We start from the raw sequence: 25,467 nt of genomic DNA, 5'->3' as shown, positions 1-25,467 counted from the left end.
CTCATGGCTGAAACCCCTCTTGCATTTGAAATCGTCACCTTTGTGGTGCTCGCGCTGTTCTTCATCGTCGATCTGTTCGTGATCGGCCGCAGACCGCATGTGCCCTCCACCAAGGAATGCGTGCAGCATATCGCGTTCTTTGTGGCGATGGCCCTGATCTTCGGCGGCTGCATCTGGTTCTTCGCCGGGTCCACGCCGGCCATCGAGTTCTATTCCGGCTGGCTGACCGAATACAGTCTGTCCATCGACAACCTGTTCGTGTTCGTCATCATCATGTCGAATTTCGCGGTGCCCAAGCATCTGCAGAAATACGTGCTCAGCGTTGGCATCGCCATCGCGCTGGTGTTCCGCGGCATCTTCATTCTGATCGGCGCCGCGCTGATCTCCCGATTCACCTGGGTGTTTTTCCTGTTCGGCGCGTTCCTTATCTACACGGCCATCAGCTTGGTCACCGGCAAGGACGAGGACGAGGAATACCACGAGAACGGCGTGATTCGCACGCTGCGCAAGGTGATCAAGATCTCCGACGAATACGACGGCGAGAAGCTGCGCACCACCAAGAACGGCGTGCGCTACTGGACTCCGATGCTGATCGTGTTCCTCACCATCGGCACCACCGACGTGATGTTCGCCTTCGATTCGATCCCCGCCATCTTCGGCCTGACCAAGGATCCCTTCCTGGTGTTCACCTCGAACGTGTTCGCCCTGCTGGGCCTGCAGCAGCTGTACTTCCTGCTCGGCGCGCTGCTCGACAAACTCGTCTATCTGCCGCTCGGCCTGGCCGTCGTGCTTGGCTTCATCGGCGTGAAACTCGTGATGGAGGCGCTGCACGGCAACACCCTGCCGTTCATCAACGGCGGCGAGGGCGTCCACTGGGTGCCCGAGGTGCCGACATGGCTGTCTTTGGGTGTGATCGTCGTCGCCATCGGCGGCGCGGCCCTGGCCAGCGTGATCAAGATGAAGTCGCTCGAATCGGCGCCCAAGGCCTGATCGCGTAACCCGTCGGACCGCCTCAATAGCGCCGTTCCATGCGAATGTGAGCGCTCACAACACACCCGGTCAAAGGCGTTGTCTCACTGGGGGACAACGGGTAGACTGAGGACTTGGCAAGTGGGGCGGAAACGCCCCGGAACCAATTCAAGAATAGGCAGGCATGCATGCGTAAAGCCAAGATTGTAGATACCATCGGTCCCGCTACCGAATCTCTCGAGAACCTCACCAAGCTCGTCGAAGCCGGTATGGACGTCGCTCGTCTGAACCGCTCCCACGGCACTCCCGAGGATCACCTCCGCGTCTACAACAACATCCGCGAGGCCTCCAAGTCCACCGGCCGCAACGTGGCCGCCCTGGTCGACTTGCAGGGCCCGAAGATTCGCTGCGGATGGTTCAAGAAGAACGCCGAGGGCGAGGACAAGGTCCAGCTGACCGAAGGCCAGGAGTTCATCATCACCACCGATGACATCGAGGGCGACGAGAACATCTCCTCCACCACCTTCAAGGGTCTGCCGGGCGACTGCCATCCGGGCGACCCGATCCTCATCGACGACGGCAAGGTCCGTCTCGAGGTCACCAAGGTCGAGGGCAACAACGTGCACACCAAGGTCATCGTGGCCGGCCCCGTGTCCAGCCACAAGGGCATCAACCTGCCCGGCGTCGCCGTCTCCCTGCCGGCACTGACCGAGAAGGACGAAGAGGATCTGCGCTGGGCCATCCAGACCGGCGCCGACATCATCGCCATGTCCTTCGTGCGTTTCGCCACCGACATCGACCGCGCCCACGAGATCATGGACGAGGAAGGCCGCCGTATTCCGGTCGTCGCCAAGATCGAGAAGCCCCAGGCCCTCGAGAACCTCGAAGAGATCGTCAAGGCCTTCGATGGCATCATGGTCGCCCGTGGCGATATGGCCGTCGAGTGCCCGCTGGAAGAGGTGCCGCTGGCCACCAAGCGCTGCATCGAGCTGGCCCGTCAGTACGCCAAGCCTGTGATTGTGGCCACCGAGGTGCTCGGCTCCATGGTCAACTCCCCGGTGCCGACCCGCGCCGAGGCCTCCGACTGCGCCAACGCCGTGCTTGACGGCGCCGACGCCACCATGACCTCCAACGAGACCGCCGTCGGCAAGTACCCGGCCGTGACCGTCGACACGATGGGCCGCATCTCCGGCTACGCCACCGAGCACGGCTTCGACCGCATCCCGGAGCTCAAGAACCTCGACATGTCGTCCACCGGCGCCGTGTCCTCCGCCGCCGTCGACCTGGCCGACAAGCTCAACGCCAAGGCCATCGTCGCCTACACCCAGACCGGCGCCACCGTGCACCGCGTCTCCCGCGAGCGTCCGGCCACCCCGATCTTCGGCCTGACCAACCTGGAGCACACCTACCACTGGCTGGCTCTGAGCTGGGGCACCGAGGCCTTCCTGGTCGAGGAGGACTACCACGACAAGTCCCGCAAGGAACTCATGATCTTCACCGACAAGGTCCTGCGCGCCGCCGGCAAGGTGTCCGATGGCGACAAGATCGTCGTGCTGAGCTCCGCCCAGGGCGACCACAAGCCGGGCAGCACCGACTCCATCTACGTGCACACCGTCGGCGCCTGCGACTGATCGCAAACGCCGGTTGACGTGATACGTCCATAACCCTGTGGGCCCCGTCTGATTCGTCAGGCGGGGCCCACACGTATTCGCCGACAGGACCACCGCTGACCGCCGGCATCTGTCAGCCGCCTGCCGCCCTCCGGCGGGGTCGACTGTCAGCTTCGGTCACCCATCGGATACGGGCGGCCGTCGTGGATTTCGCACTTCGACGGATGGTGTGCGAAAACCACGACGTTTCGGAAAAGAAAAACGTCGCCGATTTCGCACACGGTTCGTTGAACTGCGAAATCGACGACGTTCAAGTCGTGCCCCCGGTGGGGAATAGCCAAAGCATGGAAAAAGAAGAGGTGTTGGTACCTCTTCCCGGTATTACGCCCGTTATGGTCGCTGCGATTGCAGGCATTCTTTTGTGTGCCTCATCTGCAAGCGAAGATGCACAGATAAGTGCATCATTCCAAAATTAATCTGCCTTCAACGCACAACAACGTGCGTTTTACAAGGAGGCATAGCTATGGCAGCTCTCAACCAAACACAGTCGCGACGCAGCAAATTTGGCACCATCATTGCCAGATACGACAAGCAAGGCGATCTGATCGGATGGCAGGCGCGCTACACCAGTCCGATTGATAGCCGAAAAGTCCAGAGACAGTTCAAACCAGAGCTTCGCGCCGAGGCACAGCGATGGCTAGACCAGGAACACTGGTTGGTCACCATGCATCGCAAAGGCATCGAGACCTGGGTACATCCGACGGAAAGAGAACAAATAGAGAAGCGCCGACGAATCAAGTTCGGCGATTACGTTGAGATATGGTTCCAAAACTATCGCCTTTCCAATGGGCAGCCGATAGCGGGAAGCACGCGCAGAAACATCCGCGCCGACATCGGGCACTTTCTTCCAGTCTTTCAGGACAAACTGCTTAAAGACATCACGCCGGCGGATATCAAGAAATGGCTTGACTCACCGCACCCGGAGGGGCCCTGGGCATTCCACCGCTCATGCCAGAGACTGAAATCAATTTTCCGATCCGCGACGATGGAGCAGCTGGACGGGACCGCGCCCCTGAGAGAGGATAATCCCTTCATCTTTCCCGTGCCTCCTGCACCGGAATCAAGCAGAGAAGGCATCCCACCTGTCACTCCGCAGGAGTTGCAGGCGCTCTACGACGCCATGCCGGACTATACGCAGCTATCCGTGCTTCTGGCCGCTCTTGTGGGAGGCCTGCGATGGGGCGAGGTCTGCGCTTTGCGAGTCAAAGACATCGATCTCGTCAATCGCAAACTAAATGTTCGACATTCCGTTAACAGAGGGCCTGACGATCTCGGATCGATGCGGCTATCCCCGGCCAAAACAAAATCCAGCGTCAGGACAGTGCCTATCCCCGATAGCCTGGTTTGGGTCATCGAACGGCATCTAAAGACCTTTTGCAATCTCGATAATCCGGATTCCCAGGTGTTCGTGCCGAAGCGGACAAGAGTTCTCGGGCCGAACACTCTACGGAAGCAATTCGATAAAGCGAAAGAGGTTGCCGGCAGGCCGGACATCACTCCGCATACGCTTCGCGCCTCGCATGCCACGATGCTGATGCTCAAAGGGGCGACCTTGCGGGAGGTGATGGAGCAGCTGGGGCATACCAGCGAAAGAGTCGCGATTAAGCATTATCAGCGCCTGGTGGCCGAGCATCGTGATGAGATGGTTAATCTGCTCGCGGCCGATTATATGCGGCCCGCGCAGAATGCCGAGGGCAATCCCTATGAGGATCTGATAAAGAGCACCGAAATCGAAATGCGGAGGCTCCAGACGTTCCTGGTCAAGGTGCGCCATGAAATGAGCATCAGCGCCTGATTTCATAATGCATGATTTCACGCATTATGGATTGCATGAAAGATACGAACAGATTGAAAAATGTACCAAAACGTGACAAAATAGAGGTATGAAGATGGAAAATGCTGTATTAGATGTCGCTAAGAAAAATAACGGTATCGTGACAGTAAAAGATATTAAGGCTTTAGGCTATTCCGAATCGGCCTTACGGCAGTTCGCGCGTCGCAATGATGACATCATTGGCAAACAGGGCGGCGGCGTATACATGGTTTATGATGCCGACGGCGTCGATCCTCGGGATGCGTCGTATGCAGCCGCGCTGGCGATGACGGGAGACGAGTCATATTTGTCCGGATCATCGGTACTTGATTTCTATAATCTTGCGAATGCCAATCCGCGATGGACGACAGTGCGCACGCCGCACCATATATCGCGCAAATTACCGGGATGGCTACGCGTCATCCATGATCGTAGACAGTCGAGGAATGTGGATGTCATTCGAGGAATCAGATTGCAGAACCTTTCTGATGCGTTTTTGGAAGCAAAAGACACGCGTCTGGATTACCGTTTAGAGGCCGTCGATGAAGCGGAACAGCGTAATCTGCTGTCACCGATACAGGCAGACATGTTACGAGACGTGCTTAAGAAAGGTGTGATCGTATGAACCAGGAAAAGAAACTGCCAAGTTCCGGAGGCATCACGGCCAAACTCAACCATCATGCGAATAAGACGGGGATTCCTTTTGCACGACTTCAAAAGATGATCGCCGTCATTATCGTCTCGCAGCTCGTGCCCGAAGGAACCGTCATCAAGGGAGGCAATGCGTTAGGCCTGCGTTTCCCCCTGGAGGATTCTCGAATGTCGAAGGATCTCGATCTGGTCTTCGGTGACAGCTACTTGGAATGGGAGACCGAATTTCGTGCTCGATTGGCAAAAGGAACCAATGGCTTTGACGGTTCCCTGGAAGACCGGGGCAAAGGAGAAACGCAAAAAAACGAGCGTGATCCAGGTCGTCCCAACGTGATCTATAAGAACATCAAACTTCGTTATCTAGGGAAGTCGTTCTCTACTCTTCCGTTGGACATCACCCCTGCTCAAGGCTACGAACGGTCATCATCGTCCTACCGTATCTCCGACGACTCCGTAGCTTTGATGAAGTACCTGGGATTCGAAGAACCGGCAGGAGCCAGGCTATTGGATGTTGAAGCACAATTGGCACAGAAGACCGCAGCGTTGTACTCATCCAAAGATCCTCGGCCGAGCGATCTTACCGACATGGTTCGCTTATTCCCCGTCCTAGACGGCGAGGGAAATCTTGAACTATACCGATCCCTGCTGGCGTTCGAAATGGAAATACGCGAAATCAAACAACCGTATGACATCCCCAATAAGTCCACGCTACAGCAGCTCTTCCGCAATCAGGAAGGGGGCGATGACGAAACCTTCACTCATATCACGGAACGAGCGGAAAAAGAGATATGCGAGGCAAGTCGGAGGACTCCATGGAAACCAGAAGTCAGTCAGAAGAAAACCATACTGGCACAGATAAAATCTCGTGCTCAAAACAGAATCGATGAGCAATCACACACGTCAGACCAAGTACGGAAGAACCGTAACCGAGGAATCTGATTGACATTTCCGCCGGCCCTCAGGTCATGCGCTTCGCGCATGGCCTCTTCTTTTGCCGCTCGCAAGCTCGCGCGGGACGGGCCGAAGCACAAGGGCACTGTCTCGGGCACCACCAGCATGCCACGTCTCCGCTACGGTTCCTCGCCGTGTCTCACGCCGCTCCCGCTCTCCATTCCGATGGCATGAATGATGCCATCTCCATTCCGATCGCAGCGTCGCGATCCACGCCTTCGTCGCCTTCGCTACGACATGGCAGGCGGGTGGTGTCCGAAAAACCGAGACAAGAAAGGAAATCTCATGGACACCAGAAGAACCAGCCCCGATATCGACACCCTCACCATCGAATACCGCAGAGAATGCCGTGAAAACGGCATCAGGAAAACCGACCGCGAATGGATGCACCCAGTCCTCACGCAATGGGCGAGAACACTGGAAACCGGCCATCCGCTCGATGACCACACATCGACCCTGACCGTCATGCTCATGGCCCATTCCCTCCCATTCCGGGACGCGATAATCCTCTCATCCCTCAAACGATTCACCCCGACGCAACTGCTCGACATCGCCACCCGCCAACACAGAAAACAAACGGTGGCGCTCATCACCAAAACACTCGAAGAGGCTTTCGAATCCGCGGACTACCGACTGGACACACCCCGTGTGGAACGAGCAAGCTCCCAACTCTCACGCTTCGCCGCCGACTACGCCGGAGAACAATGGTCCGCGCAACCGATAGCCTCACGAGCCTACCTGTCATGGATACAAGGACACACGCAAGCGGCCTCGGCTGGAGCCTTGGCCGCCCTCAGCGTAGACCCCGAATGCGCCCTAGCGAGCATCGTGTTCTTCGCCGTCGAAGGCAACATCCGACCGATGTACCTCTAACCACCAACCGCCGGCCCTCCCACGGAGGGCCGGCCCCACAACCATCAAGGAGCAACAATGAGCAAGCACTATTTCGATGACTTCCGCACGCAGACCATCGAGAAGATGGCCGGAGCGATGGAGGATATGACCTACGCCTACCAGCAAACCAGAGTGCCGAAAAAACACTACAAAGACTGTCTGAGCAAACCAATCGAAGAAATGATGGAAGCCAGCGTGGAAGTCAATCTAATACAGCCATACATCAACATGATTAAAACGATGCTCGACGAAAACCCGAAGAGCTTCTACAAAGCTCTGCTATGCGTGGACGCGAAAATCAGCATGAGTTCCGTGCGCACAAGCGAGTGGGAGGCCTTGGAAATCATGTGGCATGAAAAACAAAACGATTCGACAAGGAAAACCATCCTACCGAAAACCGAACTCGACCGCTTTCATGACCTCGTGGAACACAGCTACGACGAACTGCCGCCGCTGTGACGACCACCTTCCGTCACCGTCGCGCCCATAGGGCGCGGCGGACGAAACCACCACACGGACCGTGTCCGGCGCGGCGACGGAGGCCGCGCCGAACACGGAGCAAAGCACTTTTGCAAACGGTGCCGGGTATGGCGAATCCGCCGCGCGCGAACAAGTTCGGCGCGTCGGATCTGCGTCGTCGGGGCAGAAAATTATGCCCCTCCTCCTGGCATGCGCAAGCTGAAAACACTTGCGCATGTCGCCATACCCGGCACCGACGGAAACCACACCACGACCGTTAATCGGCATCGGAATAATTCAGCCGCCGCATCTGACGCTCATACGCGCGCCGCTCCAACACGAGATCCAGTTCCATCAAGCCACGATTGGCGAGACCACCGACGAACAAAGCGGCGACGGCCACCCAAAACGTCTCATCGAGCCGCCAGTCAGGCGTCGAGGCGAACCAGACATTGTACGCGTAGACCGCCACGACGATGAGCGCGATCGTCGCGATGACGATGCACAAAGTCGCGACCAATCGGACCACGGCGCGAATCGGATGGGTCACCGCGAACACAAGCGCGTTGACACCGGACACGGCCAAACCGATCAGCCAAAACACCAGGCTTATGCCAAGCAGCATCAATCCAATAATAGGCATCGCTATCACGCCTCCAATCGGAATCCGTCACACCATCACACGGTGATTATCCCGCATAGCCAGGAACAAAACCAGACTCTCCAGACACGGAATAATCAGACTGGCCGTGATCCTGACTCTCCACCTGGTCCGCCGGCGGCTGAGGCTCATCGGAGGCTTCATTCTTCCGTTTTCCCGTCGGAGGCCACACGATATTCATCTCACGTTTATCGATCTTCAACGTGTCCTGCAAATACCTCCGCGTCGAACCGCTCGTTGCGATGAAGTCATCAGCGGCGACACGAAACTGCTCGATCGCCCAACGCAGATCATCCAGCTTCACACCGACCGCGCGCAACGAATCACGCTTGGCGCGCAACGCCTCAATCTCGGCATCCACAGACTCATCGGCAAGCTCACGCATCGCCCTGTTACGTTCACTCGGCTTCGCCATTTTCCAATCCTTTCATTCGAATATCGGTAAATCCACCATATGTCCGATGACTCTTTAGATTGGGCGGACAATGTGCGCGAATATAGAATGAACCTAGTCAACGATGATTACCACATGAGGAGATCTACGTTATGGAAAAAGAAATCGACTCCGATGCAGCGTTCTATGCAGAATTGTCCGATAACCCCGACACCTCACTGTATATCTATCGTGTGGAAGAAGTGGAGGACATTCTGCCTCAACTGGACCAAGGAGCCTTGCGGGGACTTTTGGCAGGTGGACTGTCCGTGACGCACCGAATCAATGGAGTGCGGGACATGGGCGTCACCTATGTCCCATATGTGAAGCAACCGTACGGCGGGTACTTCCGACTTAAAGAGATGGATGTTGAGTCTTTCGAGGACGGAAAGGATCTGACTGACATCAAAGCCGAAAACAGAAGTCCCGCGTTGGTTGGAATTACGGTGGACTACCTCACACGCTACATGCAAGGAACATCGAAAGAGCAAGCCTTTTCAATACCGATAATTGGTGGAGAGAAGGCAAGGAAAAGTGCTGAAAAACTGGGCCTCAAGCCGGAGACCGTCGGAGGAATAGCGGCGCGTGAATCCGAAAAAATACCCGACTATCTGGATCAAATCACGGGATTGGATGACACCTCAATAAAGGCGGCGATGAATCTGGCATCGTTCGACTGCATATACAGAAGAGGCATTGGCGCTTATTTCCCCTTGGACCATCTGCCTGAGATGGACAGTATTACAATCGGGAATATTCGAACTATGATCGAACGCAGCCAACGATTCATGAATCGATACGGGTCAGCGTTCACAGGAATGAACACATTTCACGGCGGATACACAGAAGTCATTGCCTTCGGCGACTGCGATACCGTGATGCAAAACGGCTTATGGGATTTCAAATGCAGCAAAGGGTCTCCCACGGCAAAGCATCGTTTGCAGCTGCTGATGTATTGGCAGTTGGGATTACATTCCAAACATCTCGAATACAAAAACATCGAACTATTAGGAGTGTGGAATCCACGGCTGGGCAAAGCGTGGACATATCCAATCAGCAAGCTCAAGGAGGAAGACATTCTCGATCTACAAAACAGGGTGCTTGTCTTCCAACTACCGCTAAAAACAGATAAAGATGGCAACTCCTTAAACAGGTTCGCACGTGCTCGCGTATGGCGGCATCTAATTCAGCAATGGGAAATGACACATCCGAAAACCCCGTTGTTGGACGGGCCACTGGATCCGTTTATCTTCTAAAACATTGATTCCGAGCCTTTAATTGTCCGCCCAAAAATCCGTCAGTTGGGCGTGAGGATGGATACGGAATGTACTCCATCACTGAAAGGAACGGAACCAATGAGGCTCGTCATCGCGGAGAAAAAATCAGTCGCCGTGGCAATCGCGCAGGCACTGGAAAGCAGCCCAATACCATCCGACGGATATATACAAGCCGGAGATGTCATCGTGTCATGGGCGCAGGGGCATCTCGTGGAACTCGCCACCCCTGACCAATACGACGGTATGCCGTGGGCGGCGGAACGATGGAGCATGGAACAGTTGCCCATCGACCCGCAGCAATGGCTTTGGCAGGTCAGCACCGACAAAGGCGCAAGCCGCAGATACCGAGACCTGGCCGACCTCATCCGACGCCCTGACATCACCGAAATCGTCAACGCCTGCGATCCCGACCGCGAAGGCGAAGCGATATTCCGACGCATCATCGACCGCGCGCAGACCGCCAAACCATCATCAAGGCTATGGGTCGCGAGCCTGGAAGAACAAGCCATCCGCGACGCATGGAACAACATGCTCCCCAGCAGCCAATACAACGGTCTGGCGGCAGCAGCCGATGCCAGGGCGAAGGCCGACTGGCTTGTGGGCATGAACGCCACACGCGCCAACACCATCGCCTACCACCGGCGTCTATCGGTGGGCCGCGTGCAGACGCCGACACTGGCGATGGTGGTGGAACGGGACCGCGCCATCGCCGAGCACAAGCCGACCCCGTTCTGGCGAATCGCCATCGACATGGGCGGATGGAAGCTGCGAAGCAAAGACAAAATCAACATCCGCAGCGAGGCCGAAAGCCTGCTCGCGGAAGCGCAAGGGCGATCGGTCAACATGCTGTCAGTGGAACGCAAACGAGTGAAGACCCACGCACCCACCCTCTATGATCTGACCGGCCTGCAAAAGGATATGTCGCGCTTGCACGGGCTGACGGCGGCGCAGACGCTGGAGGCGTTGGAACGTCTGTATCTCGCCAAGCTGACCACCTATCCACGCACCGACTCATGCCACATCACGCACGACGACCTCGCCGAACTGGAGGCCCTGACGCGCTCTGAATCGTTGGATGAACTGATGCCGGTGACGGTCGCCGAAGCCGTCCGGGAATACCGGAACACAGACAGGCTCAATCCCTCGGCATGCGTCGCGGACGACAAGGTCTCGGGCCACACCGCGATCCTACCGACCAAGCGTCTCACACAGGCAAGCCTGGCATCGATGGGCGAGCATGAACGACTGGTTGCATGCCGTATCGTGCAACGCATGTGGGCGGCCTGCTCGCCGGAATACACACACGACACCACCAGCGTCACGGCATGCTTCGACCACATCACCGAGCACCTGCTGACCGCATCGAGCGATATGCCGGTGGATCCGGGATGGCGTCTCATCGACGGACCGCAAACCGACGAACAAGCCGCCCCCTCCATCCCATCATCCCTGATGGAAGGGCAGAGCATACCGGTGGGCGCGCACGCGATCTCATTGGAGGAAGGCGTCAGCGCGCCGCCGAAACCCTACACCGAAGCTACGTTGCTGGCGGCGATGGAGCACGCCAGCCGCTTCGTCGCAGATAAGGACATGAAGGCCGCGCTCGATGATGACGCATCGCATTCCGGCGGCATCGGCACGCCTGCGACAAGGGCTGAAATCATCGAAAAACTCGTGCGAAACCAGTACCTCCAGCGCAAAGGCAAGCAGCTTGTATCGACGGATGAGGGACGCCTGCTCATCGATGTGGTTTCGCCGGAACTCAAAAGCGTCGAACTCACCGCCAGCATGGAAGCGCAGCTCTCCGACATCGAGCACGGCCGCATACAATCAGCGGTTTTCCTTGATGGAATTCGCGCCATGTGCGCGAGGATACCGCACGACGTGCAAGCCTCGATGCGCACCGAATCCATCAGCACGGGACCACGCCGCGCGAGCCTCGGCGCATGCCCTCGATGCGGAGAAGACGTGATTAAAACCGGCAGTGTCTGGCAATGCTCCAGCAACAAAAGCGAGAAGACCGAAAGCGGACAATGGCAGCAGACCGGCGGATGCGGATTCAAAATCTACTCCACACTCAGCGGCAAGAAACTTACCGATTCCGTCATCGGCAAACTCCTCGCGGGAAAAGCGGTGAAGCTGTCAGGATTCGTCAGCAAACGAACCGGCAAAGCCTTCGCCGCGACGCTCGTCATCGATGAGGAACGCGGCGTACGCATGCAGTTCGACTGATCTCCGCGACGCGTGGAACAACATTTCGGCCGGCCTTCGCCGGCCTTTCTCATATCCAAAACCGTGAAAATGTCCGCCCAAAAACAGCATTGCACGCACGCAAAATCATAACGGGCCATCACACGGACATGCAGGAGGGTCATGACGAAAACCACACCGAACCCATACCCTAATCGCTGCTCGAATCAACGAAAAAACCGTGGATTTCAAACCCCTCCCAGAGGGGAGGTTTTGTCGTAGCGAGCATAGCAGGTGTACGTACACCTGCGCGACCTGACGGACCTGACGGGTCGCCCGGCACGGCCTCGCGGCCATGAGCGGGACACCCGCACCCGATACAAACGAAAGGACATACAGATGGCATCTTGGAAAGGAAACAGAAGCCGTCCTCATCGCAGGTCGGTGACATTCACCGACGAAGAGCTTCGCTGGCTTGAGGACTCACGAAAAATCGAGAACCAACAACGTGCGGCGACGGGACTGCCGACGGTCGGCTGGATGCAGTTCGCCCGACAAAGACTCATAACATCGCGACGCCTATGGATCGCAGCACCACCCGGTGCCAAGGATTTATCCAGCCAGATCTCACGCATCGGCAACAACATCAATCAGATAGCACACAAGGTCAACCTCAAGAACCAAGCGGACAGCGCAGACCTACGCGAATTGCAGGCGGAGCTTGAGGAAATCAAGGGATGCCTCAAGCGTATGGAACGCGACATGCGTATCGGGAATGAGGAGTTGTCGTGGCGTACGTAAAAGTCAAACAAATCAAAACCACGCTGCAAAAAACGATGGCATACATCACCAATCCCGCCAAGACGGAAAACTACCGCCTAGTGAGCACGACGACAGGGGAGCGCGTAAAAAATCCCGACGCGATGGCGCAAGCGTTTCTGATGGCGCTTGACCGTGCCAAAGGCGGAGCCAAAAGGGAGAACGCGGTGTTGGCACATCACATCATCCAAAGTTTTGATCCAAACGATCCCATCACCGCCGACGAAGCGCACAGCCTCGGCGTCCGATTCATCGAGGAGCTGAGCGGCGGCGCGCACGACTACGTGATCGCGACGCATGTGGACAAAGACCACTTGCACAACCACATCCTGCTATGTCCGAACAACAACATCACGCACAAAAACATCAGAGTCCAAAAAGGCTCCCTCAAGCAATGGCGGGAAATCAGCGACAAGCTATGCGCGGAAATCGGGTTGAACGTCATTCCCGCGACCACAAAGGAACGCGCCGAGCCAAGCATGGAGGAAGTGCAGCTAACCGCCAGAGGCGAAAGCTTTAAAGACGCATTGTGCGTGATGATCGACCGTGCATGCGCAACAGCTGGAACGTTCGATGAATTCAAACGAGAACTCGCCGTGAAAGGCATCGAGGTGAACGTTCGCGGCAGCCACCTCACTTACATACTCGCGGACTCGAACCGTCGCATCCGAGACATCCGGTTAGGCATCGGATACAACGAGCTGGGCGTTATGGGCAAAATCGGCAGGGACACATTCAACGTGATTGGCTTCGACCAAAGCATGATCGCCAAACGCGGTGACGGCAAAGTGCGGGTCTGGTTGCCGGGATCGCACCGCAAACTGCTGCTGACCATCCCCATCGACCGCATCGTGCGAGACGGACGCACCTGGCGCGCGTATCTCCCCGAAGACACACGCCAAGTGATTACCGACCCCGAAGGCGGATACAAGCGGACGGTGGAATGCGACGACCTCTACAAGTGGTTCGCGCGCCCCAGTTTCCGCATCGAGGACTACGCGCGGCGGCGTCTCGACCCGTCCGACCTCAGAGGCTTGGGAAGACGCGCCATCGCCCAAGCCATCGCATGCGACCAAATCGAATCCAGCCTGGACGAACTGCGTGCGATCAGCCGCACCTTGCGTGCCGGAGACACACGACAGCAGGCATATGACAAACTCTCCGCGCAAGTCGAATCAGACGGCATCCAGATGCGCGCGCTGATCGCCGCGATCGCGGAAGCGCGGGACCACGGCGACGACACGACACAGCTCGAACTCCAGCTCGTGCAGATCGAGACCCATAGCGCCGAAACCGCGCGCAACGCGATCGCGCTGCGACGCCTCATGCGACGCAGCGACAACGAGCAGCAGCGGAAACAACAGGAAATGTCCGCCCAAAAACACCGGCATCGAGGACGAAGCTAAAAGTAGCGGACAAAAGTCCGCCGAACCGACAGAAAGGAGCATACATGCCGGTGGAAGACCAAGCACAGGAATACGTCATCCGCATCGCGGAAAACGGCACAAAAGCCGTCATGGAACTCGGCAAATGGGGCACGTCAACGCTGTTCCGTTCGCTGGGCCTTTGCGCGAAGACCGCCAAAGACAAAATCGAGGAGCTACGCCGCAGCGGAGGCTTCGCCTTCCTCCGTGACCTGCAACGCGACAGCGGCACACTCAAGGTCGTGGAGATCGAAGCGGACGAATCCCGCAACATCGTCAAGCAGCTCAAGAAAAGCGGCGTCGCGTTCCACATCGAACGCGACCGCGAGACAGGCAAGACGTATCTGCACTTCGCGGCCAAAGACGCCGACGAGGTAAAGCACGCGGTCGATAAAGTGGTCGCCCTGCTCAACCAAAACGCGGAAGAGATCGAACGGTCCACGCCCCTAGGAATTTTTGAGGACACTCCGACGGGTCCCCAGTACACCATCCCCAACGGGCAGGTGCCGTTCAATCCGGACAGTCCGGACAACGGAACGTTCGACTTCGAGACCGTGGAATGGGATCGCGACGCCACAATCGTCTCATCCAACCTCACGGAACTCGGATGCCCATTCAAACAGGAGCAGATCAGCGAAACCACCCAACGATTCACGTATCCCAGGGAATGCTCCAACGCCGTGGCGGAAATGCTCAACGACTTCAACGAATACGTGCCGGGACTTGATTGGAGCCGCATCAACATGCATCCGACGCAGGAACACGACACCGCAAGCCGTGACATGCCCGCGCCCGAACAGGCAGAGGAAAAGCCACGGCATGTGAAAACCAAATCGGAGACCATCAAGGCCATCAAACAGCGCGCGAGGGAGCGCGTCGAAGGCCAGAAGACCTCCGTGCCCAAGAAAACCCACGCCAAAACACGATAAGGAGAAACCATCATGGAACAGACACCCAACATCACGGCGGCCCAACTCTCCGAAGCCGGACTGGCCGACGTGCCCACGACGACGCTGGCCTTCGACACCGTGACGGGAGACACGGTGACCGTCATCATCGGACAAGTGCCGGGCGAGGACCGGTGGCGTCTCTACTCAAGCGTCAACGCGGGCGCGCTCGTCGCGATGGGCGCGGTCACGCCGGTCGAGAACGGCTACCACGCCAGCATCATGCGATCCAACACATTGACCGACCTCGCGACGGTGACAAGCATGAACTTCGCCGTGCAAACCATCGTCAAACAGACATGGAGCGACGCCAATTGGGACGCGCAGACGGCGGAAAAAGTCAACTCGCTCCAACTCTCCCAGGACACCTCGAAGAAACCCAAACGGGAGATCTGGCCCCGCGTCAATTTCCCCAACAGCTTCGTGCATCCGTTCACCCGCACCGCGAGGGACGGACGCGAATGGGAGATGATGCGCGTGAGCATCCCGAAGGGCACGTTCGTCAACGGCATCGACATGGGCGGATGGCAAATCGACCGTTTCATGGGCCGATCATCCAAGGAAGACAAACTCAACGGTAGGCCCGTGACCGTGAGCTTCAAGCCGGGCGAAGCCGTCACCCTATGGCGCGGCGCTGGCGAACAACGCGAGACGCTGACCATCGACGACCCCTGGACCCTATGCCGCGCCGTCAAAGCTCAGCGGGACGAATACATCGCGCACGCCAAGCAAAACAACCAGCAGAAAACGGAGCCGACACCGGAAACGACGCACGAAGCACCGCAGCAGGAGCAGCCAACATCCTCCACGCCTGAACAACAATCATCGGAGCCGGCATTGCAGGCATCTGCCACTGCCATCGATACGCAAGACGATCCCTGGAGCATTGACCCGCTGGATTGGGAATTGAATTCCGACCGAGGCGAATATAGAGGCGACGGTATTCCCAGAACATTCGGTGGGCAACCATACGATCCGCTGGACGGCTATCCCCAGCCGACGACGCAACAGCAGCAGTCGCCGGCGGAGACCGAACCGCACAAGGACAAAGCAAGCGTGCTCGACGGCATCAAGCAACGCGCGGACGCGCGGGTCGAAGGACAATCCGCCACACGCGACAATCCCTCGAAAACCCACACCAAAACACGATAAGGAGAAACCATCATGGAAACGCAGACAAGCCTCGCGGCCGATGAGGCACGAACGTATGCGGACAACGTGGGCGCGATGCTCGCGACGGGCATCGTGTCCGCCACGACCGCGATCAGCGCGACATACTACGCCGCCCGCACCACCGCACCAACCGAAACTGAAATCGAAGCGGCCGCGAAAATCTACGCGGAAGCGGAATACGGCTCTGACCTGGACGACCTACCGGTCGGAAGCAGAAAAACCTGTCTCACAACGGCCAAGAGGATGCTCGAAGCGGCGAACAAGGCGGTGAAGTGACATGGGTGGAAAACACTCGCTGACCGACCTGAAGCGTCGGGCCGCGCGCGTGTCCAAGCATATAGGCGGCGAACTGCTCGTATCCAGAATCGAGACCGGTGAATACCAGATTGCGCTCTCTCCCAAAAACACCTCATCGACGCTCATATGCACGACAAACCGCGACCAAGAGGACATCTGGAAATTTCTAGGGGCTTTCGAGCTGGGCGCGGTTTTCGGCGCTGCACACAGTCCAAACGCCATCGATGAAAGGAAGGAGGTGCCGGCGTGACAGCAAGTCCGATCGAGACCGGTGTGTGGGTCAAGGGCACTCTCAGCAGGGACATCAGAACCGTGACCTACGAGGACGGCAACGAAGTCGCCTACATGTCACTGATCGTCGCGCAGCAGGCCGAAGGCAGCCTCGCCGTCAAAGCCGAAGCGCGCGGCATGGTCAAGGGCTACCTCATGGCGGCGCAAGTGCGTCAAGGCGACAAGCTCGTGCTGTTCGGAGTGCTGCGCAGCAACAAGCACGGCGACTACGTGGCCGTGCGCATCGCCTGCGCCCACACATCCCTCGACGGAGCCGCCTGATGATCCGACTCACCGATCTGCAAGGCATGACGATTCTGGCCGCAGCCGACGGACGCCAGGCGCAGCTGGTCCGCGCAGCCGACTGCCTCGACTCCACAGTGGTGGATCCGGCGACGCCGGCCGGCCGAATCATCTCAGCGATGTGCGGAGGCACGGGCATGATGGCGGCCACGCAAGGAGACCTCACCTGGCTGCTGCCAATCCGCATGCTCGACACCACACGCGACCCGATCCGCGTGATCGGAGAGGACCGGCTGCTGCCGGACAAGGCGGAAGCCATGCCAATCGAACCACCGGCACCCCAATATCCTCCTCAAGCGGAAGAGGAGGAACGGACAGCGGCGGCAACGCAGGCGGCTGAAACCGGCAGACGAATGGCATCGAAACGCCAGGTGCTCGAACTCATCCGCCAGCGCGCGGAAAACCGTGTGGCACGACAGGAAGACGCCCAGCAATCCGGCGAGGAGACCGCACGCGCGGCGGTGCGGGACCGCCGGACAAGGGACGCCATGATGATGGAAAGGAACCACTGATGACCAGGGAACGAATACGGGCCGCATTATGCGCGATCGTCGCGGCGATGCTGCTCTTCTGGCTGGGAGACAAGATCTCCTGGCAGATCCGCACCGACCTCACCGCAGGCATGCAATGGGGAGACCTCGCTGACCGATTCTGGCTCGACCTCATGAATCCCCTGCATCTCAGTCTCGACCGCACCGACATGCTATGGGGGCTAGGCATGGTGGGCGTCGGCTGCTTCGCCTGGATGTACCACATCACCTCGAAGCTCAACACGCGCGCCGGCGAGGAACACGGATCGGCCCGTTGGGGCAACAGAGCCGACATCATGCCGTTCGAGGCAGAGATGGCCGACGCCAACCTGCACTTCACCCAAACCGAGAGGATCGCGCTCGACACGCGCAAAACAATGCGCAACCTCAACGTGCTGCTGCTCGGATCATCCGGATCCGGCAAAACCCGCTACTACGTCAAGCCGAACATCCTATGCGCCGACATGAACTTCTCATGCACGGACCCCAAAGGCGAACTCAAACGCGACACCGAGGAAGGGATGCGCGCGCGTGGATACGAGGTCAGCACGCTCGATCTGATCCATTTGGACCAGTCCGACGGCTTCAATCCGATGCGCTACCTCGATCCGGGTGAACCGGAACCGGCGATACTCCGCCTGGTTGACAACATCGTCACGAACACCACCGGAAATCAGAAAAACTCCGACGACTTTTGGGAAAAAGCCGAAAAAGCCCTGCTCACCGCGCTCATCGATTGGGTCTACTGGACCGAAGAAGGCGAAAGCGACGGGCCTAACGGGCGCAGGATCGACAACCGCAGCCTGAACAAAGTCACCGATATGGTCAGCCTCATGAACGCCAGCGAACAGGACGAGGATAAGGAATTCATCGTTGACGCCTACTTCGCCGAAGCCGCCATCGAGGTCGAAAACGCCGCGCTGAACCCCGACGACTACGACGCCGAAACGAGGCGCATGCTTGACGGACTCCGCTTCGCATGCACCCAGTACAGGACCTTTCTGCAGGGCGCGGGGGAGACCAAGAAAAGCATCATCATCTCGCTCGGCGTGCGCCTGGCACCCATGCAGGTCAGCAACGTGCGCCGCATCCTGGAAACGGACGGCTTCGACCTTGACCGGCTCGATGAAGGCAAGCGCATCATCTATCTGGAACTGTCCGACACGGATTCCACGTTCAGCTTCCTCGCCGCCATGTTCTACCAATCGCTCTTCGAGACGCTGGTGCGCAAAGCGGACATCAACGGGGGAGTGCTGAAACGCGAGGTCCATCTTATGCTGGACGAGTTCGCCAACATCGGCAAAATCCCCAACTTCGTCCGGCTCATCGCCACCATCCGATCCAGACGCATCAGCACGAGCATCATCCTGCAGAACGACAGCCAAGGCAAAGCCCTGTACAAAGACGACTGGGAGACCATCAAGGGAAACTGCGACTCGCAGCTCTTCCTCGGAGGCAACGAACAATCCACCACAGAATACATTTCGAAACGTCTCGGCAACGAGACGATCGACGTGATCGAGACCAGCGAAAGCCGTGGCAGCTCGGGCAGCTGGACCAAAAGCGTCAGAAAAAACGAACGCGCGCTGCTCAACCCCGACGAACTCGGCCGAATCCCCACCGACATGTGCGTGTACATGCTGCGAGGAGTCCCGCCGTTCTACTCGCGCAAACTCCATCCGGATCCAAACCGTCTCGCAGGAAAACACTGAGCTAAGGCCCGCTCATGGCGGGCCTTACTCATAGGTGGTCGGGGAACAGTTCTGGATCCGAAGGCGCGGGCACCTCCCATCCGCTGCTACCACCACCGCTGCTACCACCGCTGTTGGAGCCGCCTGTGGACGCTCCACTGCCGCTGCCACCACCACTATTTCCGCCGCCTGTATAGGCGGGTGTGTAGCTGGGAGTGTAGGACTGTTGCGCTTGCGCGGCGTCCGCCGCTTCGGCGGCCTCTTCCTCGGCTTTTCGCCGGTCCTCCTCGCTCTTCTTGGCGATGGAGGCGTTCACCGCCTCCACGGCCTTTCCCAAGCTGTCCTCGGCGTCCTTGAGGTCCGTTGCATCGCTTGCATCGGCAAGCGTGGCGTCAGCGGCGTCGATCGCGTCCGACAGATCGTCTCTGACCGACCCATCGGCCACTTTACCGTCGCTATCGGCAAGCAATTGGCGTGCGGACGCCAACGCGGCGGACAAAGCGGATTCGGCCGACTCCAGTTCCTTCGCCTGCTGTGAGGCGAGCACAGAGTCGGCGGCCTTACGGATCCGCTTCGCCGCCGTCTCGGTCGATTTGGTGGCGGACGCCGCGCGACTGGCCGTATCGGTCAGGTCTGACACGGTATCGGCGTCGCACTGCCACACCGTCTTTTCCGGTTGGGTGTCCATCGCCTCGGCCAAAGCGTCCACCGTATCCGGGTCGGCCACCATGTCGGCGGTAATCGCGGCCGCGTCCTTCGCGTCGGAAACCGCCTGCTCCCAATCCTCACGAGCGGTTTCGGCATCCGCGACAGCAGAAGCGCAATCCTCGACGGCGACGCCGATCGCGTGGCGACGATACAGCGCCGCTCCTCCCACGGCCATCGACGCGACGGCGATGAGGCAAACCAGGACAATCGCCATAAGACGAACCGGCATCCTATGCGCAGCGGTGGAAACGGCTATGTCGGGAACTTCGGAGACGTTCTGCAGCTCTTCGATCGGATCCGTCGGCAGTCCATCAGAAATCGAATCTTCGGACGGTTCGATGGGCTGATCTCCGTCATCGGCGATCAACGGTTCGTGCCGGCGTCGCGGCAGCAGCCGCCGCTGCTGCTGTTCGGGAGGTTCGGGCGGAGGTCCGGCGGCGAACGGATCCTCCTGGGCCTTCAACGCCCATGCCGTCAGTTCGGGCCATGCCGACGGGTGGTCGGCGATCTGGCCCAGATATTCCCAATTGTCGGATTCGGCCGAGAACGCGGCCAGTTCGGTCGAATCGAGTTTCGGATTCAACCTCACTGCTCCGCCTCCGCACCGGACGGAGACGACACGGCACCATCCAATTCAACGACGCCCTTCGAACGCCATTCGCCATCCTCGCACACGAACGACACAGACCATGCCTCGGAACCATTCTTGACCACACACGTCGCATCCAGGCCGTCATGGCCGGAAGCGAGATAGCCTTGCGCGTCGGCCGACGCCGATCCCACCGCATCGACGGCCAAGATCGAGCACACTTCATCCAACGGCATCACCGACAACGACTCACCCGCACTTGCGGCGCTCCCATCAGATTGCCATGTGCGGGTTTCCGACAGCCAGGCGGACACGACCAACACCGCAGCCACGAACACGATCGCGAACGCCAGAATGACGCGATCTCGCAAACCCAGACTCCTCATATCCGCTCCTTCGCTCCTTAATGGATGAAATCGATGCCCGACAGCGCCGCGTCAAGCTGCGTCTTGGTGAACGTGCGCACGGAGACCACGCCCAGGCCGACGGCGTTCGACTCGCTGATTTCGATGGAACCGTCCGAGTTCACCTTCTCCACCACGGCCACATGCCCGTAATAGCCGTCAGCGCCGAGTATTCCAGCCTGGAACACGATCACATCACCGACCTTGGCGGTCTTGTCCACGCTCATGCCGGCCGCTTTCGCCTGGTCGCGCCAATCCTTCGCGTTGCCCCAACCGGGGATAGGATTGCCGATCTGGGCGCGCCGCGACGCCACCCACCAAGTGCATTGACCCCACGGATACCGGGTGTCGCTGACGGTGCCGGTGGCCTCCATATCTGCCAGCAGATCGGTCTTCATCCGCAGCGCGGGGGAGAGCGTGCCGACGCTCATGCCGGCGGAACAACCGGAGGTGGAGAGCCGCCATCGCGTCGTCATTCCGTCGGGCTGCGACTGGTATACCGCGATCTCGTCACCGGTCTGGTCGCCGCTCTGAGCGCCGGTGATGCCGCCGGTCTCGTCATGCCGAGCGCCGATCCACTCGCCATCGCCAGCGTAGAACTCCACATGGCCGGACGATGAGACGATATCGCCTGCCTCCAGATCGGCCACGGAACCATCCCAATCGGCAGCCGTGAAACCGGCGGCCTGCAAGGGATCCCGCATCGAAGCCGTCGAGAACGGCAATAACGTATCTCCGACCTCAAACCCAGCCGCCCGCAACGCCGTCCACACGAACGAGGAGCAATCGTAATCCGGTCCGGTGCGATGGGTCTGCGAATAGCCATGCGTGTCATCCTCGGCGGTCTCGCGCGCCCAAGCCAGATAGGATTCCACCCGCGCGTCATCACAACCGGTCTCGGTGGAACCGGCGGCCGGAATGAACAGACTCACCAACACCACGACCACGATCGCGACCCCACCGCCGATCAAAAGCATCGGCAGCGACGCCATAGCCGTGGTGCCCGCTACAATCGCAGCCTTGACCTGGGTGACGGCAGCGGCCGTATACCGCGCCGCAGCGGCGGCGGTCCGCGCCACGGCGCGGCCGCCATTGGCGGCCGACTTTCCGGCCGTGCGACCGGCCGTGCGACCGGCCGTGCGACCGGCCGTGCGACCGCCGCGCCGGACCGTACCATGCCCGCCCATATGCGCGGCGGCGCGCCCGCCAGTCGGCCGGACACGCGTGGACGATGCCGAACCGGTTCCTTTGAACCTGATCCGGCTCGAAGCCTTCTCGCCCGAAGACGAAGATGCGGGGGCGTCGCCGGCCTTGGCCGGCGTGGCCTTCCCCGTCTTGGTCTTTCGTCGGGTCACGGCGGGTTTCGCGTGTTTTTGGGCGAAATCCGCCGCCGCGGCATCCACCTGGTCGGCGTCGGAAACACCCTGACGGGCATCCTCGGCGCGCGACATGGACACCAGCCCTTTGCCTCCGCTCAGGGCCTTGTGTCCGACGAAGCCCAAGCCACGCCCCGCCACAAGGGACACGCGCCGCGCCCTGCCTGCGAAATTCGCAATACGTGTCTTCGTGTGGAATTCCTTCGCGGTGGCGTGGGAGTGGTATTCGGACAACGGTCTCGCTTTGCGCATTCTTATTCCTCGCCGAACTTGGTGGAGAACAGGCGATACAGCCTGCTGGACGTGTCGATACGCCCGTCGAACGGGATGTATGATTCAGCGGACTTGAGCATGCCCTGGCCGGGCTGGACGCCGGTGAAGAACTCGCGCTGCTCATCGGACAGCTTCAGCAGCTCGCACAAGGCGGCCGCGTCGGTCGCGGTCTGGTTCATCAATAGCAGGAACGAACTGTTGGACAGCATCAGCCGCGCCTCGTCGTTCAGCAGCAACTCCTCGATGTTCTGCGTGATGCCGGTGACGCCCAATCCCCATTTGCGACCGCGTTTGTACAGGCGCAGGAAGTAGTCGGCCGCGAACGGATTCGAGAACAGCATGTGGAACTCGTCAACCCACAGCCATGTCCTTCGTCCCTGGGCGCGGTTGCGCACCACACGATTCCAGACTTGATCCAACACGACCATCATGCCGAACGTCTTCAACTCCGCGCCCAGGCCGGACACGTCGTAGACGACCATGCGATTGCGCACATCGACATCCGTGGGATGCGCGAAGGCGTTGAGGCTTCCGGCGGTGTAGATCTCCAACGCTTGGGCCGCCTCGTGCGCGCGTTCCTCGTCCAGGGACTCCAGCATGTCGCGCAGGTCGGCCAGGGTCGGCATCAGGAGGCGTTTGCCGTCGCGCAGGTCACGGTACAGCGTCATCAGGCATCGGTCGATCAGCGCGCGGGCCACCTTGTCCATCCCCTCATCGCCGCCGATCAGCGCGCCGATCATGTTCAACGCGGCCGCGCACTTGGAACGGATCGGGTCACCCTCGGAATCGTCCAGCAGTTCGATGTCCAAAGCGTTGATATGGGACGGGCTTGACTCGCCTATTTCGATGCGCTCACCGCCAAGCTGCATGCACAACGGAGTGAACTCGTGTTCGGGATCGATGACGACCAGATCATCGTCGGGACGGGTCAGAAAGATCTGCGTGATCTCGTTCTTCGCCGCCTGGCTCTTGCCGCTACCGGCCGTGCCAAGGATGAAGCCGTTGGCGTTCATGTTTTGTGCGCGATCATAGACGACCGCATTGCCGCTCCGCGCGTTCGTGCCGGCCATCACGCCACCCGCCTGGAACAGCTCCTGCGTGGTGAACGGCAATAGGATGGCCGCGCCGCTCGTCGTCAGGGTCCGCCGCATCGGCAGCGGGTTGACCCCGAGCGGCAGCACCGCGTTGAGAGCGTCGCCCTGCATGTAGGTGAGCGTGTCCGCGACGCACGATTGCGCGTCGATCACGGCGATCACATCACGCACCAGACGATCCAACCGCTCCTCGGTCTCGGCGCACACATCGATCACGACCAAAGAGGACACCAGACGCTCGCCCTGATGTTTGAGATCGTCGCGCATCTCGGCCGCCTCATCCATCGACTCGGACAAATCATGAGGCAGATAATCGTCCGGCTGATGCCTTTTCCTATTCTTCGACCGCTCGTCGGCCGCCTGCATCTCCATCTCCGCGATCTTGCGGTTCACCAGCTTCAACCCCTCGGCCTTGCCCTCGGGAGTCAGATGCACCGACACGGTGATATCCGCCTTGATATCGGTCAGATCCGCGATCAGCTGGTCGGACAGATAATCGGGAAAATCGCTCACATACAACACCTGATGCAGCATCGACACATCGCCGTCATCAATGGTCAGACGACGCTTGTCCCGCATATCCACCGCCCACGGACACGCGTAATCCTTCGTGCTCGCATGCCGCCGTGCGGCGAAATCATCCTCATCAAACGTGAAGCGGGTGCCCCGGCGCAGCAGCGAATGCAGCACGCGCAGCCGTTCCCGACGGTTCAGCTTCACAGCCTCGCAGCCATACAGGCTGCGCAGTTGCGATTGAACGGACAACGCCTGACGATTCAGCAAATTAATGGCCCGCTCGTGATCGGAATTGGACAGGCTGAACGTCAGGTATTTGTCCGTCACCGTGCTCTTTGACGAACCGGACAGCTGACGGCGCACGTTGCGGTTGAAATCCTCACGCAAATCATCATGCCCGTCACCGGCCGGAGCCATCGTGATCTGGGCGCTCACCCGCTCGGGATCGAGCGTGCGGGTCATGATCGTCTCCTCGACGCTCACCCCGTTGCCCACGGAATTAAGGATCTGACCCCAACGGTCCACGATATCCAACTGCTGATCCTGCGTCGCGATTGCGTAATTGATATCGCCAAGACGCAGCGACACACTCCAGACATCACCGCCGAGATACATCTGACCGCCCGGCAGGAGCGCGTCATAGGCCACAAGCTCCTTGACGGACCTGGGCGCGCCCTGACGGGATGCTTCTTTCTCTGACTTTTCCTTCTTACGCATGTCGCCTCCTTGATTGTGATTGGTGCTCATTAACTGATGGTTTGGCCGATGAGTGATGGCTGGCCGGACCGTCGCGAAACAGCAGATTCGACCCGAACTTGTGCCGCAGCACATAGACGGCGTATTTTTCAGGCATCAGACCTTTCGGCCTCCACCAGCCCCACGCCGCAAGAGGCGCGCACACCACGAACAACAAGGCCGCGCCCAAATTCGTCTGATGCAGGAGCCAGAAGAACACGAACGTCTCCCCGCCACCAACAACGAGCATCAACGCGCCGGCCAGCATCTGCCTCCAGCTCATGCCCCACTGGACCTTCGCCTCGACCCCGTGGATCTCCTTATAGACCCTCATCTGCAAAGCCATAAAA

The 25,467-nt window shown here is 59.1% G+C and carries 26 protein-coding genes; 19 read left to right on the top strand and 7 right to left on the bottom strand.

The features are described from left to right. Window positions 1-3: 3 nt before the first annotated feature. From AC1AV0_RS00925 to AC1AV0_RS00890, 8 genes are all read left to right on the top strand, one after another. Window positions 4-990 (top strand): TerC family protein, encoded by a 987-nt coding sequence (locus tag AC1AV0_RS00925; protein ID WP_476570621.1) that lies wholly within the window; start codon window positions 4-6, stop codon window positions 988-990. Window positions 991-1,157: 167 nt separating this feature from the next. Further along, the gene (pyk, locus tag AC1AV0_RS00920; RefSeq protein ID WP_476570620.1) at window positions 1,158-2,600 is read left to right on the top strand and encodes a pyruvate kinase; all 1,443 of its coding nucleotides are present in this window, start codon (window positions 1,158-1,160) and stop codon (window positions 2,598-2,600) included. A gap of 182 nt (window positions 2,601-2,782) precedes the next feature. After that, on the top strand, window positions 2,783-3,055 hold the full coding sequence (locus AC1AV0_RS00915) for a hypothetical protein (RefSeq protein WP_476570619.1): 273 nt from the start codon (window positions 2,783-2,785) through the stop codon (window positions 3,053-3,055). A gap of 47 nt (window positions 3,056-3,102) precedes the next feature. Further along, window positions 3,103-4,434 (top strand): tyrosine-type recombinase/integrase, encoded by a 1,332-nt coding sequence (locus AC1AV0_RS00910; RefSeq protein ID WP_072724049.1) that lies wholly within the window; start codon window positions 3,103-3,105, stop codon window positions 4,432-4,434. Between the two features lie 88 nt (window positions 4,435-4,522). Beyond that, entirely contained in the window at window positions 4,523-5,077 is a 555-nt protein-coding gene (locus AC1AV0_RS00905) for a type IV toxin-antitoxin system AbiEi family antitoxin domain-containing protein (RefSeq protein WP_072724051.1), read from the top strand. Further along, window positions 5,074-6,042 carry a nucleotidyl transferase AbiEii/AbiGii toxin family protein gene (locus tag AC1AV0_RS00900; protein ID WP_072724053.1) on the top strand — a complete coding sequence of 323 codons (969 nt, stop codon included), beginning with the start codon at window positions 5,074-5,076 and terminating at the stop codon, window positions 6,040-6,042. Before AC1AV0_RS00905 ends, AC1AV0_RS00900 begins: the two co-directional genes overlap by 4 nt. A gap of 297 nt (window positions 6,043-6,339) precedes the next feature. Continuing rightward, complete coding sequence (locus tag AC1AV0_RS00895) at window positions 6,340-6,927, top strand: DUF4192 family protein (protein ID WP_072724055.1); 588 nt, start codon at window positions 6,340-6,342, stop codon at window positions 6,925-6,927. A 57-nt stretch (window positions 6,928-6,984) separates the two neighbouring features. Continuing rightward, window positions 6,985-7,407: a hypothetical protein gene (locus AC1AV0_RS00890; RefSeq protein ID WP_072724057.1), complete on the top strand. Its 423-nt coding sequence runs from the start codon at window positions 6,985-6,987 to the stop codon at window positions 7,405-7,407. A 277-nt stretch (window positions 7,408-7,684) separates the two neighbouring features. Here the strand turns inward: AC1AV0_RS00890 and AC1AV0_RS00885 are convergent, their stop codons facing one another. Both AC1AV0_RS00885 and AC1AV0_RS00880 read right to left on the bottom strand, forming a co-directional pair. Then, window positions 7,685-8,050 (bottom strand): hypothetical protein, encoded by a 366-nt coding sequence (locus AC1AV0_RS00885; protein WP_143249262.1) that lies wholly within the window; start codon window positions 8,048-8,050, stop codon window positions 7,685-7,687. 46 nt (window positions 8,051-8,096) lie between these two features. Beyond that, window positions 8,097-8,483, bottom strand: a complete 387-nt coding sequence (locus AC1AV0_RS00880; protein WP_072724061.1) for a hypothetical protein — start codon at window positions 8,481-8,483, stop codon at window positions 8,097-8,099. Window positions 8,484-8,614: 131 nt separating this feature from the next. Between AC1AV0_RS00880 and AC1AV0_RS00875 the strand changes: the two genes are divergently transcribed. The 11 genes from AC1AV0_RS00875 to AC1AV0_RS00825 all read left to right on the top strand — a co-directional run bounded on the left by AC1AV0_RS00875 (window position 8,615) and on the right by AC1AV0_RS00825 (window position 19,443). After that, window positions 8,615-9,757, top strand: a complete 1,143-nt coding sequence (locus tag AC1AV0_RS00875; RefSeq protein ID WP_072724063.1) for a hypothetical protein — start codon at window positions 8,615-8,617, stop codon at window positions 9,755-9,757. Between the two features lie 99 nt (window positions 9,758-9,856). After that, window positions 9,857-12,010 (top strand): type IA DNA topoisomerase, encoded by a 2,154-nt coding sequence (locus AC1AV0_RS00870; RefSeq protein ID WP_072724065.1) that lies wholly within the window; start codon window positions 9,857-9,859, stop codon window positions 12,008-12,010. Window positions 12,011-12,367: 357 nt separating this feature from the next. Continuing rightward, complete coding sequence (locus AC1AV0_RS00865) at window positions 12,368-12,769, top strand: MobC family plasmid mobilization relaxosome protein (RefSeq protein ID WP_072724066.1); 402 nt, start codon at window positions 12,368-12,370, stop codon at window positions 12,767-12,769. Next, window positions 12,757-14,193, top strand: a complete 1,437-nt coding sequence (locus tag AC1AV0_RS00860) for a relaxase/mobilization nuclease domain-containing protein (RefSeq protein WP_072724068.1) — start codon at window positions 12,757-12,759, stop codon at window positions 14,191-14,193. Before AC1AV0_RS00865 ends, AC1AV0_RS00860 begins: the two co-directional genes overlap by 13 nt. 44 nt (window positions 14,194-14,237) lie before the next feature. Then, entirely contained in the window at window positions 14,238-15,140 is a 903-nt protein-coding gene (locus tag AC1AV0_RS00855; protein ID WP_072724070.1) for a PcfB family protein, read from the top strand. Between the two features lie 12 nt (window positions 15,141-15,152). Next, entirely contained in the window at window positions 15,153-16,310 is a 1,158-nt protein-coding gene (locus AC1AV0_RS00850; RefSeq protein WP_072724072.1) for a hypothetical protein, read from the top strand. A 12-nt stretch (window positions 16,311-16,322) separates the two neighbouring features. Beyond that, a complete protein-coding gene (locus AC1AV0_RS00845; RefSeq protein ID WP_072724074.1) occupies window positions 16,323-16,607 on the top strand; it encodes a hypothetical protein in 285 nt (94 codons plus the stop codon). Between the two features lies 1 nt (window position 16,608). Next, window positions 16,609-16,878 carry a hypothetical protein gene (locus tag AC1AV0_RS00840; RefSeq protein WP_072724076.1) on the top strand — a complete coding sequence of 90 codons (270 nt, stop codon included), beginning with the start codon at window positions 16,609-16,611 and terminating at the stop codon, window positions 16,876-16,878. Continuing rightward, window positions 16,875-17,180, top strand: coding sequence for a hypothetical protein (locus tag AC1AV0_RS00835; protein ID WP_072724078.1), 306 nt, complete (start codon window positions 16,875-16,877; stop codon window positions 17,178-17,180). The genes AC1AV0_RS00840 and AC1AV0_RS00835 overlap by 4 nt, the downstream gene beginning before the upstream one ends. Further along, window positions 17,180-17,713, top strand: a complete 534-nt coding sequence (locus AC1AV0_RS00830; RefSeq protein WP_072724080.1) for a hypothetical protein — start codon at window positions 17,180-17,182, stop codon at window positions 17,711-17,713. Before AC1AV0_RS00835 ends, AC1AV0_RS00830 begins: the two co-directional genes overlap by 1 nt. After that, window positions 17,713-19,443, top strand: a complete 1,731-nt coding sequence (locus AC1AV0_RS00825; RefSeq protein ID WP_072724082.1) for a VirD4-like conjugal transfer protein, CD1115 family — start codon at window positions 17,713-17,715, stop codon at window positions 19,441-19,443. The genes AC1AV0_RS00830 and AC1AV0_RS00825 overlap by 1 nt, the downstream gene beginning before the upstream one ends. Window positions 19,444-19,471: 28 nt before the next feature. On the opposite strand, the gene AC1AV0_RS00820 is transcribed toward AC1AV0_RS00825, so the two are convergent. The 5 genes from AC1AV0_RS00820 to AC1AV0_RS00800 are packed head-to-tail and all read right to left on the bottom strand — an operon-like array spanning window position 19,472 to window position 25,463. Continuing rightward, on the bottom strand, window positions 19,472-20,719 hold the full coding sequence (locus AC1AV0_RS00820; RefSeq protein ID WP_143147946.1) for a hypothetical protein: 1,248 nt from the start codon (window positions 20,717-20,719) through the stop codon (window positions 19,472-19,474). Next, a complete protein-coding gene (locus tag AC1AV0_RS00815; protein WP_072724086.1) occupies window positions 20,716-21,105 on the bottom strand; it encodes a hypothetical protein in 390 nt (129 codons plus the stop codon). The genes AC1AV0_RS00820 and AC1AV0_RS00815 overlap by 4 nt, the downstream gene beginning before the upstream one ends. A gap of 17 nt (window positions 21,106-21,122) precedes the next feature. After that, window positions 21,123-22,751, bottom strand: coding sequence for a CHAP domain-containing protein (locus AC1AV0_RS00810; protein WP_072724088.1), 1,629 nt, complete (start codon window positions 22,749-22,751; stop codon window positions 21,123-21,125). 2 nt (window positions 22,752-22,753) lie between these two features. After that, window positions 22,754-25,099, bottom strand: a complete 2,346-nt coding sequence (locus tag AC1AV0_RS00805; protein WP_094636093.1) for a VirB4-like conjugal transfer ATPase, CD1110 family — start codon at window positions 25,097-25,099, stop codon at window positions 22,754-22,756. Continuing rightward, window positions 25,092-25,463: a PrgI family protein gene (locus tag AC1AV0_RS00800; RefSeq protein ID WP_072724092.1), complete on the bottom strand. Its 372-nt coding sequence runs from the start codon at window positions 25,461-25,463 to the stop codon at window positions 25,092-25,094. The genes AC1AV0_RS00805 and AC1AV0_RS00800 overlap by 8 nt, the downstream gene beginning before the upstream one ends. Window positions 25,464-25,467: the final 4 nt, after the last annotated feature.

This window comes from Bifidobacterium sp. LH_558, assembly GCF_056356295.1.
Note: the sequence above shows the minus strand (reverse complement) of the source record. Positions and strands in the feature narration are given on the sequence as shown.

What these genes read in the sequence shown, in the direction of transcription:
- AC1AV0_RS00845 (WP_072724074.1), top strand. Translation starts at nt 16,323, where the DNA reads ATGGAAACGCAGACAAGCCTCGCGGCCGATGAGGCACGAACGTATGCG.
- AC1AV0_RS00880 (WP_072724061.1), bottom strand. Translation starts at nt 8,483, where the DNA reads ATGGCGAAGCCGAGTGAACGTAACAGGGCGATGCGTGAGCTTGCCGAT.
- AC1AV0_RS00905 (WP_072724051.1), top strand. Translation starts at nt 4,523, where the DNA reads ATGAAGATGGAAAATGCTGTATTAGATGTCGCTAAGAAAAATAACGGT.
- AC1AV0_RS00850 (WP_072724072.1), top strand. Translation starts at nt 15,153, where the DNA reads ATGGAACAGACACCCAACATCACGGCGGCCCAACTCTCCGAAGCCGGA.
- AC1AV0_RS00865 (WP_072724066.1), top strand. Translation starts at nt 12,368, where the DNA reads ATGGCATCTTGGAAAGGAAACAGAAGCCGTCCTCATCGCAGGTCGGTG.
- AC1AV0_RS00800 (WP_072724092.1), bottom strand. Translation starts at nt 25,463, where the DNA reads ATGGCTTTGCAGATGAGGGTCTATAAGGAGATCCACGGGGTCGAGGCG.
- AC1AV0_RS00900 (WP_072724053.1), top strand. Translation starts at nt 5,074, where the DNA reads ATGAACCAGGAAAAGAAACTGCCAAGTTCCGGAGGCATCACGGCCAAA.
- AC1AV0_RS00805 (WP_094636093.1), bottom strand. Translation starts at nt 25,099, where the DNA reads ATGCGTAAGAAGGAAAAGTCAGAGAAAGAAGCATCCCGTCAGGGCGCG.
- AC1AV0_RS00890 (WP_072724057.1), top strand. Translation starts at nt 6,985, where the DNA reads ATGAGCAAGCACTATTTCGATGACTTCCGCACGCAGACCATCGAGAAG.
- AC1AV0_RS00910 (WP_072724049.1), top strand. Translation starts at nt 3,103, where the DNA reads ATGGCAGCTCTCAACCAAACACAGTCGCGACGCAGCAAATTTGGCACC.
- AC1AV0_RS00870 (WP_072724065.1), top strand. Translation starts at nt 9,857, where the DNA reads ATGAGGCTCGTCATCGCGGAGAAAAAATCAGTCGCCGTGGCAATCGCG.
- AC1AV0_RS00840 (WP_072724076.1), top strand. Translation starts at nt 16,609, where the DNA reads ATGGGTGGAAAACACTCGCTGACCGACCTGAAGCGTCGGGCCGCGCGC.
- AC1AV0_RS00925 (WP_476570621.1), top strand. Translation starts at nt 4, where the DNA reads ATGGCTGAAACCCCTCTTGCATTTGAAATCGTCACCTTTGTGGTGCTC.
- pyk (WP_476570620.1), top strand. Translation starts at nt 1,158, where the DNA reads ATGCGTAAAGCCAAGATTGTAGATACCATCGGTCCCGCTACCGAATCT.
- AC1AV0_RS00830 (WP_072724080.1), top strand. Translation starts at nt 17,180, where the DNA reads ATGATCCGACTCACCGATCTGCAAGGCATGACGATTCTGGCCGCAGCC.
- AC1AV0_RS00810 (WP_072724088.1), bottom strand. Translation starts at nt 22,751, where the DNA reads ATGCGCAAAGCGAGACCGTTGTCCGAATACCACTCCCACGCCACCGCG.
- AC1AV0_RS00895 (WP_072724055.1), top strand. Translation starts at nt 6,340, where the DNA reads ATGGACACCAGAAGAACCAGCCCCGATATCGACACCCTCACCATCGAA.
- AC1AV0_RS00825 (WP_072724082.1), top strand. Translation starts at nt 17,713, where the DNA reads ATGACCAGGGAACGAATACGGGCCGCATTATGCGCGATCGTCGCGGCG.
- AC1AV0_RS00885 (WP_143249262.1), bottom strand. Translation starts at nt 8,050, where the DNA reads ATGCCTATTATTGGATTGATGCTGCTTGGCATAAGCCTGGTGTTTTGG.
- AC1AV0_RS00815 (WP_072724086.1), bottom strand. Translation starts at nt 21,105, where the DNA reads ATGAGGAGTCTGGGTTTGCGAGATCGCGTCATTCTGGCGTTCGCGATC.
- AC1AV0_RS00875 (WP_072724063.1), top strand. Translation starts at nt 8,615, where the DNA reads ATGGAAAAAGAAATCGACTCCGATGCAGCGTTCTATGCAGAATTGTCC.
- AC1AV0_RS00855 (WP_072724070.1), top strand. Translation starts at nt 14,238, where the DNA reads ATGCCGGTGGAAGACCAAGCACAGGAATACGTCATCCGCATCGCGGAA.